Raw genomic sequence first — 15999 nt, forward strand, 5'->3', positions numbered from 1 at the left:
CGCGATCCCGTAGCGCGATCGATGACGGTATCGATACGCTCTTTGCAGCGCCGCATCGAGGTAGGGTATGACTCACGAAATCGCCGTCATCCCGGGCGATGGGATCGGACAGGAAGTGACACCCGCCGCAGTCGAGGTACTCGAGTCGCTCGACATCGACTTCGAGTTCGTCGAGGCCGAGGCCGGCGACGCGGTGAAAGCCGAGACGGGCGAGGCGCTGCCTCGAGAGACCTACGACCTCGCGGCGTCGGCCGACGCGACGCTGTTCGGCGCGGCCGGCGAGACGGCCGCGGACGTGATCCTCCCGCTCCGCGAGGCGGTCGACTCGTTCGTCAACGTCCGGCCGGCGAAGGCGTATCCGGGCATCGACGCCGTCCGCCCCGAAACGGACCTGGTCTTCCTCCGGGAGAACACCGAGGGCGTCTACGCGGGGATCGAGGATCGACTCACCGAGGACGTCGCGACGCTGACGCGGGTCACGACGCAGTCCGCGTCCCGGCGCCTCGCCGAGTTCGCCTGCGACTACGTCGAGGACAGCGAGCACGACGGGTTCACGATCGCCCACAAGGCGAACGTGATGCGCGAGACGGACGGCCTCTTCCGCGACACCGTCGCCGAAGTGGCCGCGGAGCGCGGCGTCGAAACCGACGAGGTACTGATGGACGCCTTCGCGACGCACGTTTGTCTCGACCCAGCGCAGTTCGACGTCGTCGTCTGTCCGAACCTCGCGGGCGACGTGCTCTCGGACCTCGCCGCGGGCCTCGTCGGCGGACTCGGCCTGTTGCCCAGCGCCAACGTCGGCCCCGATCGGGCCCTGTTCGAACCCGTCCACGGCACCGCTCCGGACATCGCCGGCGACGAAGTCGCGAACCCGGCCGCGAAGATCATCTCCGCCGCGATGATGCTCGACTACCTCGGCCACGAGGCGGAGAGCGAGGCCGTCCAGACGGCCGTCGAGACCACACTCGCGGAGGGACCGTGGACGCCCGACCTCGGCGGCGACGCCTCGACCAGCGACGTGACGAACGCGATCATCGATCGGCTTTAGGATCGCCGTCGTTCCCGCACCCGCAAGCGGGTACCGGCCGCACCACTGCCGTTCGTCACCGATCGTTCCGGCCGGAGGCTTAACACGGGGAACGTGGTAGCGCCGGTCATGACCCGAGACGACACCCGCGCCGGCGTCGACTCCCGCGTCGTCGAGACCGATCGGCTCGAGACGCACTTCCTCGAGGCGGGCGATTCGGACGGGTCGCCGGTCGTCTTCCTGCACGGGAACGTCTCCTCGTCGCGATTCTTCGAGGACACGCTGGTCGACCTGCCAGCGACGTATCACGGGATCGCGCCCGACATGCGAGGATACGGCGATTCGGAGACGAAGCCGGTCGACGCGACGAACGGTCTCGGCGACTTTGCGAGCGACCTGCGTGCTTTTCTCACTGCCCTCGAGACCGAGGGGCCAGTGGCCCTCGTCGGCTGGTCGATCGGCGGCGGCGTCGCGATGCGGTACGCGATCGACCACCCCGACGCGATCGACGCGCTCGTGCTCGTCAACCCGGTCTCGCCGTACGGGTTCGGCGGGACGAAAGACGTCGAGGGGACGCCGTGTTTCGACGACTACGCCGGATCGGGCGGCGGCACCGGGAACGAGGAGTTCGTGGCGGCACTCGCGGCTCGCGATCGCGATCCGACCGGCGAGGCCTCGCCGCGGAAGATCCTGCGAACGTTCTACGTCGATCCGACCCACGACTTCGACGAGGATCGGGAGGAGTCGTACCTGATCGGAATGCTCGACACTGCCACCGGCGACGAGAACTATCCGGGGTCGGCGATCGAGAGCGAGAACTGGCCCGGCATCGCACCCGGAGAGGCGGGAGTGAACAACGCGATTTCGCCGAAGTACTGTTCGCTCGACGAGATAACGGCGATCGATCCCGACGAGAAGCCGACGATACTGTGGATCCGGGGCGACTCCGACCAGATCGTCTCCAACGAGTCGATGTTCGATCTGGGAACGCTCGGTCGGCTGGGCCAGGTTCCCGGCTGGCCCGGCGAGGACGTCTTCCCGCCCCAGCCGATGGTCGATCAGACCCGGGCCGTCTTCGACGACTACGCCGATCGCGGCGGCGAGTACGAGGAGGTCGTCTTCGGCAACACCGGCCACACGCCACACGTCGAAGTTCCCGGGGATTTCATGGACCAGCTCGCGGGAGTTCTCGAGTAACTGTCCTCGACTGGACGATCCGCGGACGGTTCATACGGACTGCCGTACGCAGTTCCGGCGCAACCGCAGACGGGCCGCGGTAGCGCCGGTACATCGGTCCAGGAATCCGTATCAAACCACGTCGAGCGTCTCCCTGTCGGCCCCGGCGAGTTCGACAAGCGCGTCGGCCTCCAGGAGGTGACAGTCGCCGGGGATCACGAGCAGGTGGAGCGGGTCGCCGAAGTCCCGATCGGCGAGGTCGGTCATCGTCCCGGCCTCGACCAGCGGGTCGGGACTGCCCGCGCGGGCGACGACGACGCCGACGAGGTCGGGGTACTCGTCGGCGAGCAGGTCGGCGCCGACGTCGGCAGTCATGTACTCCTCGCGATCCTCCCGATCGGCTTTAATATCCAGATAGACGACCGTGTGGAGCCCGTCGGCGCGATTGTCGTCGATCGTGTTCGTCACGCTCGCCGGGAGGCCGTCGGCCCCGTGAGCGTACGGGAACGGAAGCGTCGTCGCCTTACCGAAGCGGTAGTTCTGGAGGCCGGTCAGCGCGCTGGTCGCCGTCTGGACCGTCACGCCGTGGATCACGCGCGTCTCGATCCCCCGCTCGTGCGCCCGGAGTCGGAGGTCGACGTGGGTCGTCGAGATCATCGTATCGCCGGCCGTCAGGAAGGCCACGTCCTCGCGCTCGGCCGCCGTGAGGATGTCCTCGGGGTGTTGTTCGACGCCGGCGCGGTCCCGGACCTCGATCGACACGTCGTGGTACGCTTCGAGGTCGTCGATCGACGTTCCGATCAGCCTGCTGGTGTAGAACTCCGCGTAGGCGCGATCGGCGCCCCGGAGCGCCTCCTGGCCCTCGACGGTGATCGATCGCTCGTCGTAGAGTCCGAGGCCGATGAAGGTGAGCATGGGGGCACGTACTGCGAGCGGCGGGAATACCCTTTCGAGACGGCTCGCGGCCGCGTGAGTACCGATCGCCGTTCTCAGTCGGTGTCGACGATCGCGACCGCCTCGATTTCGACCAGGTGATCGGGATCGATCAGCCGCTGTACCTCGACCATACTCGTCGCCGGCCGAACGTCGCCGAAGAACTCGCCGTGGGCCGTTCCGATCACCTCCCAGTCGTCGATGTCGGTGACGTAGATGCGGGTTCGGACGACGTCCTCGATCGACGCGCCGGCTTCCGCGAGCGAGTCTTCGATGATCTCGAGCGCCCGGACGGTCTGTGCGTACGGATCGCCGACACCCACGACGTCACCGTTCCCGTCGGTCGCCGTCGTGCCCGAAACGCGGATCTCGGACCCGGTACGGATCGCCCGTGAGTAGCCGACAATCGATTCCCACTCGGTGCCGCTAGAGACGCGCTGGCGATCCATAGATCGGACGACGGACGGGACGGATATAGTTCCGACTCCCCCCGGTGCCGATTCGATCGCGGGTTAGAACGAAAGGTGTGACGTCGAGGCGGGCCCGTCGTCGTCATCGTCATCGTGCGCACCGATTCCGCCCGCGTGGGCGAACGACACTTCGTCGTCGGTGAGGTAGACCGTGCCGTCCTCGATCGCGATGTCGATCGACGGGAGGGTCGTGTCGGCGGCCTCGCCGTTGTCGCAGTAGCCCGTACACGCGTCGAACATCGAGCCGTGTTTCGGACAGATAATCCGGCCGTCGCGCATCGCGACGCCGCGGCCGGTATCGAACCGCTGGGCCTCGTGCGTACAGCGGTTGATCCACGCCTCGACGCCGTCGTCGGTCACAGACCGACTGCTCGTGGAACCGTGTTCCACGCTGTCGTCGGCCGCAGGCCGACTGCCTGTCGAGTTCTGCTCGATGCCGTCCTCGCACGGAACGAGAATGACCTCGTCCTGGTTTCCGTACCGATCCCAGATCGTGAACAGCCACGATCCCTCCTCGTGGACCGTCTCGACGGTCGTCAGCTCCGTCCGATCGGCCATGCTACGATCCATGTACGAAGGGCCCCTTGAAAATCCTTCACGATCGACGGCCCGATCGGCGTCGCCGACCACGACACGTCGTCGAGCGACCGACGGTTCGATCGGCCTCGCGTCTCGAAGCGTCACCATTACGGCGACCCGTCTCCGACTCCGGGTATGGAGGTGCCGTGCGTCCGCGTCGCGCGCGAGGAGGGCGAAGCGACGCGATCGCGACTCGCCGACGCGGACCTGATCGACGACGATTACGAGATCGACGTCGCGGATGGGGAACTCTACATCCCGGTGTCCGATCCCGACGCGGTTCCGGCGGAGTTTACGGTCGTCTCGCGGGCGGTCCCGGAACGCCGGTCCCAGACGATGCCCGCCGATCTGCTGGGGTTCGAACCGTCCTACGAACGCCTCGGCGACGTGGTCCTGCTCGACGAGGACAGCCGGGAACGCGCCCTCGAGATCGTCCAGGCGATCGTCGACTCGGACCTGCCGGTCGAGACGGTCCTCAACAAGCGATCGAAGGTGAAAGGCGAGACGCGGGTCCGCGACTGGGAGGTCCTCGCGGGCGAGGGGACCGAGACGGTCCACCGGGAGTACGGCTGCGAGTTCGCGCTGGACCTCGACGCGGTGTACTTCTCGCCGCGGCTGGCCACCGAGCGCCACCGCGTCGCCGAGCAGGTCTCGGCCGACGATCGGGCGGTCGACATGTTCGCCGGCGTCGGTCCGTTCGTCGTCCCGTTCGCGAAACGCGGCGCGGAGTGCGTCGGCGTGGACATCAACGAGGACGCGATCGAGTACCTGCGGGAGAACGCGCGCCGGAACGGGGTCGAAGACCGCGTCACGGCCATCCACGGCGACGTCCGCGAGGTCGCCGGCGAGTACGCGGACTGGGCGACGCGACTCGTGATGAACCTGCCCCACAGCGCCGACGAGTTCCTGGACACCGCCGTCGAACTCGCGAGCGACGAGTGCGTGCTCCACTACTACGACATCCAGCACGAGGACGATCCGTTCGGGCCGGGCGAACGCGCGATCCGCGCGGCCGCACGACCCGAGTACGAGATTACCGTCGAGAACCGCCGCGTCGTCCGCTCGTACGCACCCCACGAGGAGAACGTCTGTCTGGACGTCCGTCTGGAGCGATCGGCCACGCAATAGCGTCGCACGACCGGTCCGATTCGCAACCCTTATGGCTGGTATCGATCTTACGTTGAAGTGCGCGACGACGTGGGCGTGCCGGTGTCTTGCCGAGAGGAGCGAGGCAAGGCTCGGGACACGAACGCAGTGAGTGTGCCGGTGTAGCTCAGACTGGCAGAGCGAATCCTTCGTAAGGATTAGGTCGAGGGTTCAAATCCCTCCACCGGCTCTTTCTGCCGAACGAAGTGAGACTGAAAAGCCGCAGGGAGGGATTTGAATCAGGGTGGAGCTTCGCTCCGACCGTGGTTCACAATCCCCTCCACCGGCTTCTTTTTCGCCGAACTGTCCCGCAAGCCGGTGCGACGTTCTGGAGGGGTGTGGGCGATCGAAGTCGAATCGCGAGCGTCGCGGCCGATCGGCGTCGGACAGCACGGATCGCGTTCGGACCTGATGACCACGGACGATCGACTACACCAGTGCCGAGAGCCCGAGGACGACGGCGATCGCGATCGCAGGGTAGTCGAGGCGGCCGAACGACAGCGCCGGGAGTGTGGGATTCCACGCGAAACAGCGTGCCTGGAGTGCGAGGGAGAGTCGATCGGCGCGGTCGAACGCGCGTTCGAGGCCGAGGACGCCGATCGTGCTGGCGCGCTCGACGGCGCGCCGTTCGGTGCCGAGGCGGGCGGCCATGGCGTCCTGGATCGTCCGGAGGTCTGCCCGGAGCACCGGGAGGAACCGGAAGACGAGCGCGACCCCGATCCCGAGTAGCTGGCCCGGTTTGCCGGGGATCGTCCGCTGGATCGCGGCGCGAGAGTGGCGAACCGGCGTCGATCGGACGTAGGCGGCGCTGACGAGCAGGACGAGTAGGACGCGATAGCTCGCGCGAGCGGACGCGAGGCCGTCGCCGACGTCGATCCAGGGCGCGCCGAGGGACGCCGCCGCGACGATGGGCGCGAGCGCGAGAATCACCAGCGCGAAGCGGTAGGCGACCAGGGTCCGCCACAGCGGGACCCGCGCGGCCGCGAGGAGGAGCGCGGCCACGACCGAGAGCGCGAGGAGGGCGCGCGGACTCGTGTGGGCCAACGCCGTCGCGGCGAAGCCCATCTGCACCGCGAGCTTGGAGCGGGGGTCGAGCCGGTGCGCGATCGTCTCGTCGGGGTCGTAGGTGAGCATCGCTACTCGCGGTGTCGCCGGGAGCGTGGCACCCGTACCGGGAGGTCGGCGAGTTTGTCGAGCGCGCCGGGGAGCGTCCCGTCGACGACGACGCGGCCGTCCCGCATGGCGATCACGCGATCGGCCAGCGAGACCACGTCGCGGAGGTCGTGGGTTGCGAGGACGACGCCCGTCCCGTCGTTCGAGAGCGACGCGAGCCGATCGAGGACGGACCGGCGTGCGGGGTCGTCGAGTCCGGTGAACGGTTCGTCGAGGACGAGGTGGGACGGGTCCATCGCGAGCGCGCCCGCGATGGCCACGCGGGACTGCTCGCCGCCCGAGAGGGCGTCGATCCGATCGGTCTCGCGACCGGTCATGTTGACGGCGGCGAGCGCCGACTCGACGCGGCGATCGATCTCCGCGCGCGGGAGGCCGAGGTTCTCGGGGCCGAAGGCGACGTCGGAGCCGACGGTCGCCGCCACGAACTGGTCCCGCGGGTGCTGGAAGACCATCCCGACGGTCGAGCGAGCGCCCACCAGGTCGTCCCGGACGGGCGTGCCGTCGACGCGGACCGTTCCCGAATCAGGTTCGAGAAGGCCGTTACAGTGACGACATAGGGTGGTCTTCCCGCTCCCGTTCGCGCCCGCGAGCACGACGAACTCGCCGTCGTCGATCGTCAGGGAGACGTCCTCGAGGACCGGGACGTCCTCGAACCCGAACGAGACGGCGTCGAACTCGATCATCCAGCGATCCCCCGTCGACTGCTCATACCGGATCGAGTCGACCGCTTCGAACGACCGCGAGTGCGGCGGCGAGTTTGATGAGGTCGGCCGGCACGAACGGCACCGCGACCGCGACGGCGGCCTCCGGGAGACTCGTCGAGGCGATCCAGGCGAACCAGGCGATGCCGCCCGCGTAGACGATAGCGAGTCCGGCGAGCAGGCTCCCGACCACGAGCGGGACGGGGACGTCGGCGGGGTCTCGCGGCGAGACGTCCCAGTGGACGAGAAGGCCGATCACCAGGGCGCCGATCGGGAACGCCCAGAGGAACCCGGCTGTCGGTTCGGACAGGAGCACGCCGGGGCCGCCGGTTGCGCCGGAGAACACCGGCGCGCCCATCGCGCCGGCGGCGAGGTAGAGGCCGATCGAGAACGTTCCCCAGAGCGGGCCGAGGTAGAGGCCGGCGAGAAAGACCACGAGTACCTGGAGCGTGACCGGTGCCGGCGACAGCGGGTACGGGATCGTGACGATAGCGGCCGCACCCATCAACGCCGCCAGTAACGCGGCTCGAGCGACGGCTCTGACGGTTTCGCCTCCAACGAGTTCGACGTCTGACTGTTCCGTTTCCATACAGCCGGATCGTTCGTATACTCGGATCAATACTTCGGTTTACGACACCGGTCTCGGTCACAACCATCGCTCTCACGCGTTCGCACTGGTTCGTACGCGTCGCGCGATCGGCTCGAAACAGCGGGCTACCTGTCGGTTCAGGCGACTGTCCGGTCGCGTCGCGTAACGTGGCTTCCCCGTCCTCGGACGGGACTTTCTCGGTTGGAAGAATTCGTTTCGCCCAGTAACGTCCGATTGTGTCCGCGATGCAACCGAAACGAACGGCGTCCTTATGCGCTCGTTCGATCCCTCGTGAGGGAGCTATGGGTTCGAGTAGCACGGCAGTACGGCGTGGGGGAGTTCGGTGGACAGGATCGACGTTTCGATCGCGGACCGGGACTGCGGCCCGGGGCGAATGGACGGGTTCGACGCGGAGGAAGGGTCTATGACACGATCGTCCGCGACGGCGGCAGTGGTGGTCCTCGTCGCCGTCGGAATGGCGACGAGCGTGGTCGCCCTGCCGCTCCTCGGTGGTGGGACCGGGAACGTCGGTGACGCGGGGGCCGACACGGACGGGGTCGTTTCGGCCGCTGACGGCGAGACGCAGTTCGATCGCGAGGCGGCGACCGGGACGACGAACCCGCGACTGGTCTCGATGGAACCGACGACGGCGTCGACGAGCGACGGCGGGGGTGCGACCGCGTCGCTCTCACAAGCACAGGAAGACGCCGTCGAGGCCGGCGTCCAGGAGGGGATCGACCTCGTCCAGTCCCAGGGGGTCGAGGTGACCCAGGAGCAGGAGGCCGCCGCAATCGAGGGGGCGCGCGAGTCGGTCGCCCAGCACCAGGAGGCCTCCGTCGAGCAGGTCCAGGAGGCGACGAAAGGGGCAGTCCACGGCACGCTGATCCAGCAACAGCGCGTCGAGGTCGAGCAGGTCCAGTCGGCGGTCGGCGGGGCCACCGACGGCGCGCTGGCCCAGTACCAGACGGTCGAAGCGAGCCAGATGCAGAGCGCGACGTGGGGGGCGACACACGGTGCGATCGCCCAGAAACAACGCGTGACCGTCGAGCAGATCCAGGTGGCGACCCGCGGTGCCGCCGCCGGGGCCGCGAGCGAGGCCGGCGACAAAGACGTCCGGGAACAGCCGAAGATTCAGGAGGCGGCCCAGGGGGCGGCCTACGGCGTGCTCGAGCAGTACCAGAAGATTACGGCCGAGCAACGGCAGCGGGTCTCTCTAGAGCACGTCCAGAACGCTGCTGCCGGCGCGTCCGCGGGTGCGCTCGACGGGAGTACGAGGGCGGCGCTCGAAGGGGAACAAGACGTCGACGTCGAGCAGCGCCAGCGGGTGACGATCAAACAGGTCCAGAAGGCGGCCGCGGGCGCGGCGGCCGGCGCGATCGTCCAGAAGCAGTCGGTCTCGGTCGAGCAGACCCAGGCGGCGGCGCGCGGCGCCGGGAGCGGGCCGCTAAAACAGGTCCAGCGGGTCACCGTCCGGCAGGTCCAGCGGATCTCCATCACGCAGATCCAGGAGGCGTCCTTCGGCGCGGCGAAGGGATCGATAACCCAGAGCCAGGAGGCGACGGTCGAGCAGATCCAGGCGGCAGCCGACGGGGCCTCTCAGGGTGTCCTCGTCCAGCAACAGGAGGTTTCGATCACGCAGATCCAGTACGCCGCGCTCGGGGCCGCGAAGGGGTCGATCGAGTCGGCGGTCCAGCGTCAGATCGTCGAGGTCGAGCAGATCCAGGCCGCAGCACGCGGCGCCGGGGAAGGGGCGGTGATCCAGAAACAGATCGTCGACGTGGTCCAGGTCCAGAAACTCGCCGAGGGGACCGCCGGCGGCGTGCTCGTCCAGTACCAGGAGGCGACGATCGAGCAGATACAGATCGCGGCCCGCAGCGCCTGCCAGGAGACGGCCCGCGTGGTCCAGTACCAGCGGATCAGCATCACACAGCTACAGATCCTGAGCCAGGAGACGGCGTCCGACACGGCCGCCTTCGCCGTCGACGAGGGGGTCGACGACGAAACCGAACTCCGGCAGTTCGCGAGGACCGACTCCGAACAACGAATCGAGGAGGTCGACGAACTCGAGGGCGAGGCGTCGATCGCGTTCGAGGCCCAGGAAAGCGACGGCGATCGCGTCGTGATCGACGAGGTCGACCTCTCGGAGGGCGGCTTCGTGGCCCTCTACGCGGGAGACGACGTGGGTCTCGAACCCGACGCCGTCCTCGGGGTCTCGGAGTTCCTCGAGGCCGGCACGCACGAGGACGTCGAGATCCAACTCGACGACCCGATCGCCGAGGAGCAGTCGCTGATCGCCGCCGTCCACCTCGACACGGACGACGATGGGTCGTTCGACTACGCCGACACCGGTGGCGAGGACGATCAGCCGTACGTCACGCCTGATGGGTCGCCGGTCTTCGACACGGCGGTCGTCGAGGCCGAAGACGACGCGGACGAGGAAGACGTGGCCGACGAGGACGAAGATGCAGAGGCCGAACCCGAGGCATCGCTCTCGGTCGTCGACCAGACGGGCGACGGCGAGACGCTGACGATCGAGGAAGCGACCGCCTCGGTCGAGTACGCGATCACGGCCGAGTACGACGATGCGTCCGTCGAGAGCGACACGTTCGACGCGAACGAGACGATCGAGAACGAGTCCCTCGACCTCGATCCGCCGATCGAGGAGAACGCGACCGTCGACGTCGCGCTCGTCGGCCCGGACGGCGAGGAACTGGCAAACGAGACGATCGAGTACGCGATCGCGGACGAGGCCGACGGCGACGACGAAGCGCCGGAGGCGTCGCTGACCGTCGAGGATCAGGACGGCGACGGTGAGAGTCTCGTCGTGGACGAGGCGACCGCCTCGGTCGAGTACGTTCTCACTGTGACCGACGAGGACGGTGAGCAACTGGGCGAGAGCGACACGTTCGCCCCGGATGAGACGATCGAAAACGAATCCCTCGATCTGGAACCTCCGCTGGAGGACGACGCGGCGCTCGCGGTCGCCGTCGTCACGGCCGGCGAGGACGGTGACGACGCGACGCTCGCGAACGAGACGATCGAGTATACGATCGCGGACGAAGCGCCGGAGGCGTCGCTGTCGGTCGAGAATCAGACGGGTGATGGCACGAACCTGACGGTCGAAGAGGCGAACGCCTCGGTCGAGTACTCGCTCACGGTGACCGACGAAGACGACCAGCGGATCGGCGAAACGGGCCCGTTCGCTCCCGGGGAGTCGATCGAGAACGAGACGATCGATCTCGATACACCGCTCGAAGACGACGCGACGCTCGACGTCGCAGTCGTCGACGAAGCCGACGAGGAACTGGCAAACGAGACGATCGAGTACACGATCGAGGAAGACGAACCCGTGGCGACGCTGTCGGTCGCCGATCAGGAGGGCGACGGGGAGACGCTAACAGTCGAAGAGACCAACGCCTCGGTCGAGTACGCGCTCACCGTCGTCGACGAGGACGGCCAGCAGATCGGCGAAGCAGGTCCGTTCGATCCGGACGAAACGATCGAGAACGAGACGATCGATCTCGACCCGTCGCTCGAAGACGATGCGACGCTCGAGGTCGCTGTCGTTTCCGCCGCCGATCCCGAGGCGGACCCCCTCGCGACCGAGACGATCGAGTATACTCTCGTCGAGGCGTTTGCCGTCGAGTACCTCGACTGTTCGAACGCCGAGGTGACCGGGACGTTCGAGGAGGGCGACGAGATTATCGTCACAACTGGCTTCTACGAGTCGGGCGCGGACGGCAATTCGGTCGGCGAGTACGCGATCACCGTCGGCGAGGACGTGCCGGCCCCGTTCGACGGGACGCTCACCTACGAGACTGGCCAGGAGTTTACCGCCACCGAGACGGACGCGGGTGCGACCGTCGAGGTGCCGTCGGGTGACTTCGGTGCTGCGATCACCGGCTTCGCCTCGCCCGACGCGACCCCCGGAGAGATCGATAATCCGAACCCGGACGCCGAGCAGTGCATCCTCGAGGTCCGGCCGGAACTGCCCGCGATCACCGTCGTGGAGACGACGCCGACCGACGACGGGATCGACGTGACCTTCGGCTACGACAACCCGAACGACGCGCCCCTGATCGTCGACAGCGAGTTCGTCGAGGGGACGACGGTCCAGGAGCCGATCGAGGAACTCCAGCCCGGCGAGAACACGTTCACCGTCGAGTGGACGCCCGCGTCCGACGACGAACGGGTGGTCTGGGAGGTCGACATGACCGGCTACGATTACGAGGGTGTGCTCAGGGCCGAGACCGCAACCGCCGGCGAGATCGATCCGTCCAGCGCCGAGACGGGGGCGGAGGAGCCGATCGACGAGCCGGCGGAAGACGCTCCAGTCGAGCCTGGCGACGAGTCCGATGGGACGGACGGGGACGCCCCAGCCGATTCCGACGATTCGGATGCTGATGAGAGTCCAGGCGAGGAGTCACCTGCTGAGAGTCCGGACGAGGAGCCACCTGCTGAGAGTCCGGACGAGGGGCCGTCCGACGAGCCAACTGGTGAGAGTCCGGGCGACGATCCGTTCGACGACACCTTCGACGGCGTCTCCGGCGCCGGGGCGACGTAGCCACCGGTTCAGGATATCGTGTGGTCGATCGTTGGAAAACGAGTGTGGCGCGCGATCGTCGTTCGTTCTCGTCTCGCCCGCTCAGTGCTGGTGGCCGGTCGCTTCGCCGAAGGTGACGCCGAACCGTTCCTCGAACAGGTCCATCACGCGCTCCTCCTGGGCCTCGAGTTCCGGGTCCGTCTCCTCGCCGTGGTGGACGAGGTGGTGAGCGCGGCTGGCGAACGACAGCAGCGTCACGTCACCGATCGTCTCGGCGGTGCTCTGGTCGCCTTCCGCGACGAGGTCGACGAGTCCGCTCGGGATCGTCACGTCGTCGCTGGAGCCGTCGTCGGAGCTGATCGAGATCGTCGTCGTGTCTACTTCGTCCGTCATACCACTACGGTCGTGAAGCGCACCTATAGGTGCTGTGGCTTGGGGCGACGTCGCCGGAACCCGGTCCGTCGTGGGTTCGCGGCGTCCGGGATCGCCGGTGTGTTTTTGCGCGTCGCAGTCGAAGCATCACGTATGCCTACCGTCGAACTCGAAGCGGAGACGATCGAACGGCTGGACGCGCTGCGCGTCGAGGACGAGTCCTACGACGAACTGGTGACCGAACTCATCAACATCTACGAGGCCAGCGAGTACACGATGTTCCACGCCGGCGATTGATACGGTCTGCTGGAACGAGTGTCCGATTCAACCGCGATCGACGGTTGCGCCGGAACCGACTTCCAGTAGTCCGTACGAGCCGGTTCGCGCCTGCAGGGGAGCGCGAGTAACGCGCGAGCGTCGTTCGGAAAATTACCGTTCCCCGGCTGCGGTGCGCCGCACCGACTCCCACCGCCCGTTCGTCTCGAGGTGTGACTGCAGTTCGTCGGCGTACTCCTGGGTGAGCTGTTCGGCGGCCCGGCGTTGCTCCTCGTGTGACCCGCCGTCGTCTCCGCCGTCGAGTCCGAGCGCCCCTTTGATCGAGTCGAGGACTCCGCCGCCGGACGATCGCGAACTCGAGCCGCCGGCCTGGCCCCCCATCGCGCCCATCCCCGTCTGGATGTTGTCGAGTTCGGGGATGACCTGCTCGACCTTCTCCGTGTTGGCGACGATCCGCGCCCGATCGGGATCGTCCGGGTGTTCGATCTCGAACTCGGTCGCGGTCATGATCAGGCTCCACTGCTGGCTCGAGAACTTCGAGCCCTGGATCCGCGAGGAGAACTCCTGATCGACGGTCATCCGTGCCCCGACGATCCGGTCGGTCCAGTTCGTGTCGCTCATGGCCCTCGATTGGGTCGGTGCCGGTATCAGCGTTTCCCTCGGCGGCGGGGCTGGCGGGCCGCGGCCGGCCGATCGTCGGTCAGTCCAGTCGCTCCGAGGTCTCTTCGTACCGGGTCGACAGTTCCACGTACCGATCGGCCGTCGTCTCGAGGTGTGGGTCGTCGACCGCCGCTTTCGGTTCGGCCGGCGTCCCGGCGACGAGCGTCGACGGCGGAATCTCGGTCCCCTCCGTGACGACGCTTCCGGCGGCGACGACCGCGCCCTCGCCCACGTGGGAATCGTCGAGTACGACGGCGTTCATCCCGACCAGCGCCCGTTCGGCGACGGTCGCGTCGTGGACGATCGCGCTGTGACCGACCGTGGCGTACGGCGCCAGTTCGGCCCCCTCGTGCATGACGGCGTTGTCCTGCACGTTGGCCCCCTCGCCGACGACGATCGTCCCGTGATCGCCCCGGAGCGTGGTGTTCGGCCAGACGCTGGCGTCGTCCTCGATCACCACGTCGCCGATGACGACCGCGGCCTCGTCGACGTACGCGGAGTCGGCGACCCGCGGTTCCATCCCGTCGAACGATCGTAACATGGGTGGTGCTGTCTCGGGGAGCGTCTTGAACCCCGGGGTTCCGCCGACGCGGGACCGTGAGCGCTGCGTTCCGGGCGACTGGGGTCGACACGCACGAGGTCATCGGAACCGACGTAGTTCGATCGGGTCGCCGACACTGACGGTCAGGACTCCCAACGTGTGTTGGCACCATCGATAATGGCGGCAGCGTGAAACCGGCGACGTGCAACGGGGTCAGTGCCACCCGCGACCAGGAGACCCCGTTGCTGTGTCATCGCAGGCACCTGACCTCCTGACTGGGATTCGGCTTCCCTTCCATTCCGTCTTCTCTCGACCGCCCGTCGCCAGTCGGTAGATTGGGCGCGAGCGAGACCTGTCCCGCAATCGGTCAGGAATCGTCGTCCGGCGGGCGTTCCGAGAGGCGATCGAACCGATCCTGAAGTCGCTCGCGTCGGTCCCGTTCCGCGTCGGGGCGGTACGTCACCTCCCGAAGCGATCCGTCCGCGAGTTCGACGTCGAAGACGGCCCCGTCGTGGCGACCGTCCGGCGGGAGTCGCTCCACGTCGACGGTGCGTTCGTCGACCACCGTTCCCGCCTCCTCGAGCAGGAGTACGGCTGTGGTCTCGTCGACGATCCGGTCGAGCGTCGCAGTGTAGCGGTCGGTCATGGCGCTGTCGGTACAGTGCTGGGTCGAGAATCGGTCGGTACAGTCGTCGATCGATCGATCGACGGCCGGTCGGCCGTCGGCACGGCGTTCGATTCGTGTTCGCTCGTCGTCGAGTCGTTCCCCTGGTTGTCGGCCGATGGCGCGTGTTTCGCCTCGGTCAGAGCCAACGGATCCGTCGACGCGTCTCGTTCGGTCGTCATCGAAACGGTCCGGCCGTCGGTCTCGAGTACGACGTCACCGTGGACGCCGGTCCAGTAGGTCCGGACGTTCCGATCGGCGAGCGACTCGAGCACCTCGTCGTGGGGGTGGCCGTACTGGGAGTCGGCGGCGCTCGAGACGATCGCGATCTGGGGGTCGACGGCGTCGAGGAACGGTTCCGTCGACGAACTCGAGGAGCCGTGGTGGCCGACCTGGTAGGCGTCGGCGTCGATCTCGTCGCTCCGCTGGTCGACGAGCCGTCGTTCCGCGTCCCCGCTCGCGTCACCGGTGGTCAGGTAGGTGAACTCGCCGAACTCGATCGCGAGGACGAGACTGCTGTAATCGAGGTCGTCCGTCTTATCGACAGTGTCCGCCGGCGGATGAACCAGGCTCGCCTCGACAGCGTCGTTCTCGAGGGAAAGGTCGTAGCCATCCCCGACTTCGAACAGGGTCACGTCGTAGGTCTCGACCGCGTCGAGGTACTCCTCGTAGGTCTGGCTCGCGTGGACGACCCCCGAGTCGTAGACCGCGCCGACGCCGTCGCCGCGCTCCTCGAAGTGTTCGATGACGGCTGCGTGACCGCCGATGTGATCGGCGTGGCCGTGGGTCGCGATCAGGTGATCGACCCGATCGATCCCCTGGCCCTCGAGATAGTCGATGACGTCGCGCCCGTCGTCCCGCCAGTCGCCCGAATCGATCAGGATCGTCTCGCCGTGTGGGGTGACGATCAGCGTCGCGTCGCCCTGCCCGACGTCGATGTGGTGTATCTCGAGTTCGCCGTCGATATCGTCGTCCTCGGTTTCGTACTCGTCATTTGCGCCAAATCCGACGGCGTAGCCGGCGGAGACGACCAGTCCGGCGACGAGCACCACTACCACCAGTCCGCGGCGCATATCCCGACGTGGGCATGGACAAATATGTGGCTTGTGACTAGTTCACACTGGTTGACATCAGGACGGTCCGTCGCGA

The 15999-nt window shown here is 67.4% G+C and carries 16 protein-coding genes and 1 tRNA gene; 6 read left to right on the top strand and 11 right to left on the bottom strand.

Going from position 1 to position 15999, the window contains the following annotated elements:
- The first annotated feature begins 67 nt into the window (after positions 1–67).
- Positions 68–1048 carry an isocitrate/isopropylmalate dehydrogenase family protein gene (locus AC6I6X_RS00925; RefSeq protein WP_497928640.1) on the top strand — a complete coding sequence of 327 codons (981 nt, stop codon included), beginning with the start codon at positions 68–70 and terminating at the stop codon, positions 1046–1048.
- Between the two features lie 108 nt (positions 1049–1156).
- On the top strand, positions 1157–2224 hold the full coding sequence (locus tag AC6I6X_RS00930; protein WP_497928641.1) for an alpha/beta fold hydrolase: 1068 nt from the start codon (positions 1157–1159) through the stop codon (positions 2222–2224).
- Positions 2225–2335: 111 nt separating this feature from the next.
- Here AC6I6X_RS00930 and dph5 read toward each other — a convergent pair whose 3' ends face one another.
- The 3 genes from dph5 to AC6I6X_RS00945 form a co-directional block, all read right to left on the bottom strand.
- Positions 2336–3118 carry a diphthine synthase gene (gene dph5 / locus AC6I6X_RS00935; RefSeq protein WP_497928642.1) on the bottom strand — a complete coding sequence of 261 codons (783 nt, stop codon included), beginning with the start codon at positions 3116–3118 and terminating at the stop codon, positions 2336–2338.
- Between the two features lie 74 nt (positions 3119–3192).
- Positions 3193–3585 carry a RidA family protein gene (locus AC6I6X_RS00940; RefSeq protein ID WP_497928643.1) on the bottom strand — a complete coding sequence of 131 codons (393 nt, stop codon included), beginning with the start codon at positions 3583–3585 and terminating at the stop codon, positions 3193–3195.
- Positions 3586–3648: 63 nt separating this feature from the next.
- Positions 3649–4164: a Rieske (2Fe-2S) protein gene (locus tag AC6I6X_RS00945; RefSeq protein ID WP_497928644.1), complete on the bottom strand. Its 516-nt coding sequence runs from the start codon at positions 4162–4164 to the stop codon at positions 3649–3651.
- 156 nt (positions 4165–4320) lie between these two features.
- Here AC6I6X_RS00945 and AC6I6X_RS00950 point away from each other — a divergent pair, with 156 nt between their 5' ends.
- The gene (locus AC6I6X_RS00950) at positions 4321–5313 is read left to right on the top strand and encodes a class I SAM-dependent methyltransferase (RefSeq protein ID WP_497928645.1); all 993 of its coding nucleotides are present in this window, start codon (positions 4321–4323) and stop codon (positions 5311–5313) included.
- A 134-nt stretch (positions 5314–5447) separates the two neighbouring features.
- Positions 5448–5521, top strand: a tRNA-Thr gene (locus AC6I6X_RS00955).
- A 239-nt stretch (positions 5522–5760) separates the two neighbouring features.
- Here the strand turns inward: AC6I6X_RS00955 and AC6I6X_RS00960 are convergent.
- From AC6I6X_RS00960 to AC6I6X_RS00970, 3 genes are read right to left on the bottom strand one after another with little or no spacing between them, the layout of a single operon-like run.
- A complete protein-coding gene (locus AC6I6X_RS00960; RefSeq protein WP_497928646.1) occupies positions 5761–6465 on the bottom strand; it encodes an energy-coupling factor transporter transmembrane component T family protein in 705 nt (234 codons plus the stop codon).
- Between the two features lie 2 nt (positions 6466–6467).
- A complete protein-coding gene (locus tag AC6I6X_RS00965; RefSeq protein ID WP_497928647.1) occupies positions 6468–7187 on the bottom strand; it encodes an energy-coupling factor ABC transporter ATP-binding protein in 720 nt (239 codons plus the stop codon).
- Positions 7188–7209: 22 nt separating this feature from the next.
- Positions 7210–7794 (bottom strand): biotin transporter BioY, encoded by a 585-nt coding sequence (locus AC6I6X_RS00970; RefSeq protein WP_497928648.1) that lies wholly within the window; start codon positions 7792–7794, stop codon positions 7210–7212.
- A 424-nt stretch (positions 7795–8218) separates the two neighbouring features.
- Between AC6I6X_RS00970 and AC6I6X_RS00975 the strand changes: the two genes are divergently transcribed.
- On the top strand, positions 8219–12358 hold the full coding sequence (locus tag AC6I6X_RS00975) for a DUF7282 domain-containing protein (protein WP_497928649.1): 4140 nt from the start codon (positions 8219–8221) through the stop codon (positions 12356–12358).
- An 81-nt stretch (positions 12359–12439) separates the two neighbouring features.
- Here AC6I6X_RS00975 and AC6I6X_RS00980 read toward each other — a convergent pair whose 3' ends face one another.
- On the bottom strand, positions 12440–12730 hold the full coding sequence (locus AC6I6X_RS00980; RefSeq protein WP_497928650.1) for a DUF7545 family protein: 291 nt from the start codon (positions 12728–12730) through the stop codon (positions 12440–12442).
- 132 nt (positions 12731–12862) lie between these two features.
- Here AC6I6X_RS00980 and AC6I6X_RS00985 point away from each other — a divergent pair, with 132 nt between their 5' ends.
- Positions 12863–13006: a DUF7557 family protein gene (locus tag AC6I6X_RS00985; RefSeq protein WP_497928651.1), complete on the top strand. Its 144-nt coding sequence runs from the start codon at positions 12863–12865 to the stop codon at positions 13004–13006.
- A gap of 132 nt (positions 13007–13138) precedes the next feature.
- Here the strand turns inward: AC6I6X_RS00985 and AC6I6X_RS00990 are convergent, their stop codons facing one another.
- The 4 genes from AC6I6X_RS00990 to AC6I6X_RS01005 form a co-directional block, all read right to left on the bottom strand.
- Positions 13139–13606 carry a DUF5799 family protein gene (locus AC6I6X_RS00990; RefSeq protein ID WP_497928652.1) on the bottom strand — a complete coding sequence of 156 codons (468 nt, stop codon included), beginning with the start codon at positions 13604–13606 and terminating at the stop codon, positions 13139–13141.
- 79 nt (positions 13607–13685) lie between these two features.
- Entirely contained in the window at positions 13686–14186 is a 501-nt protein-coding gene (locus tag AC6I6X_RS00995; RefSeq protein WP_497928654.1) for a gamma carbonic anhydrase family protein, read from the bottom strand.
- A gap of 367 nt (positions 14187–14553) precedes the next feature.
- Entirely contained in the window at positions 14554–14832 is a 279-nt protein-coding gene (locus tag AC6I6X_RS01000) for a DUF3006 domain-containing protein (protein WP_497928655.1), read from the bottom strand.
- Entirely contained in the window at positions 14829–15923 is a 1095-nt protein-coding gene (locus AC6I6X_RS01005) for a ComEC/Rec2 family competence protein (protein WP_497928656.1), read from the bottom strand. Before AC6I6X_RS01005 ends, AC6I6X_RS01000 begins: the two co-directional genes overlap by 4 nt.
- Between the last annotated feature and the right edge of the window lie 76 nt (positions 15924–15999).

Source organism: Halosolutus sp. YCN4, from assembly GCF_059736495.1.

Bases quoted from the DNA above. Each gene is read 5' to 3' on its own strand.
- AC6I6X_RS00930 (WP_497928641.1), top strand. From the start codon at position 1,157: ATGACCCGAGACGACACCCGCGCCGGCGTCGACTCCCGCGTCGTCGAG.
- AC6I6X_RS00945 (WP_497928644.1), bottom strand. From the start codon at position 4,164: ATGGCCGATCGGACGGAGCTGACGACCGTCGAGACGGTCCACGAGGAG.
- AC6I6X_RS00960 (WP_497928646.1), bottom strand. From the start codon at position 6,465: ATGCTCACCTACGACCCCGACGAGACGATCGCGCACCGGCTCGACCCC.
- AC6I6X_RS00995 (WP_497928654.1), bottom strand. From the start codon at position 14,186: ATGTTACGATCGTTCGACGGGATGGAACCGCGGGTCGCCGACTCCGCG.
- AC6I6X_RS00965 (WP_497928647.1), bottom strand. From the start codon at position 7,187: ATGATCGAGTTCGACGCCGTCTCGTTCGGGTTCGAGGACGTCCCGGTC.
- AC6I6X_RS00985 (WP_497928651.1), top strand. From the start codon at position 12,863: ATGCCTACCGTCGAACTCGAAGCGGAGACGATCGAACGGCTGGACGCG.
- dph5 (WP_497928642.1), bottom strand. From the start codon at position 3,118: ATGCTCACCTTCATCGGCCTCGGACTCTACGACGAGCGATCGATCACC.
- AC6I6X_RS00980 (WP_497928650.1), bottom strand. From the start codon at position 12,730: ATGACGGACGAAGTAGACACGACGACGATCTCGATCAGCTCCGACGAC.
- AC6I6X_RS01000 (WP_497928655.1), bottom strand. From the start codon at position 14,832: ATGACCGACCGCTACACTGCGACGCTCGACCGGATCGTCGACGAGACC.
- AC6I6X_RS00940 (WP_497928643.1), bottom strand. From the start codon at position 3,585: ATGGATCGCCAGCGCGTCTCTAGCGGCACCGAGTGGGAATCGATTGTC.
- AC6I6X_RS00975 (WP_497928649.1), top strand. From the start codon at position 8,219: ATGACACGATCGTCCGCGACGGCGGCAGTGGTGGTCCTCGTCGCCGTC.
- AC6I6X_RS00990 (WP_497928652.1), bottom strand. From the start codon at position 13,606: ATGAGCGACACGAACTGGACCGACCGGATCGTCGGGGCACGGATGACC.
- AC6I6X_RS01005 (WP_497928656.1), bottom strand. From the start codon at position 15,923: ATGCGCCGCGGACTGGTGGTAGTGGTGCTCGTCGCCGGACTGGTCGTC.
- AC6I6X_RS00950 (WP_497928645.1), top strand. From the start codon at position 4,321: ATGGAGGTGCCGTGCGTCCGCGTCGCGCGCGAGGAGGGCGAAGCGACG.
- AC6I6X_RS00970 (WP_497928648.1), bottom strand. From the start codon at position 7,794: ATGGAAACGGAACAGTCAGACGTCGAACTCGTTGGAGGCGAAACCGTC.
- AC6I6X_RS00925 (WP_497928640.1), top strand. From the start codon at position 68: ATGACTCACGAAATCGCCGTCATCCCGGGCGATGGGATCGGACAGGAA.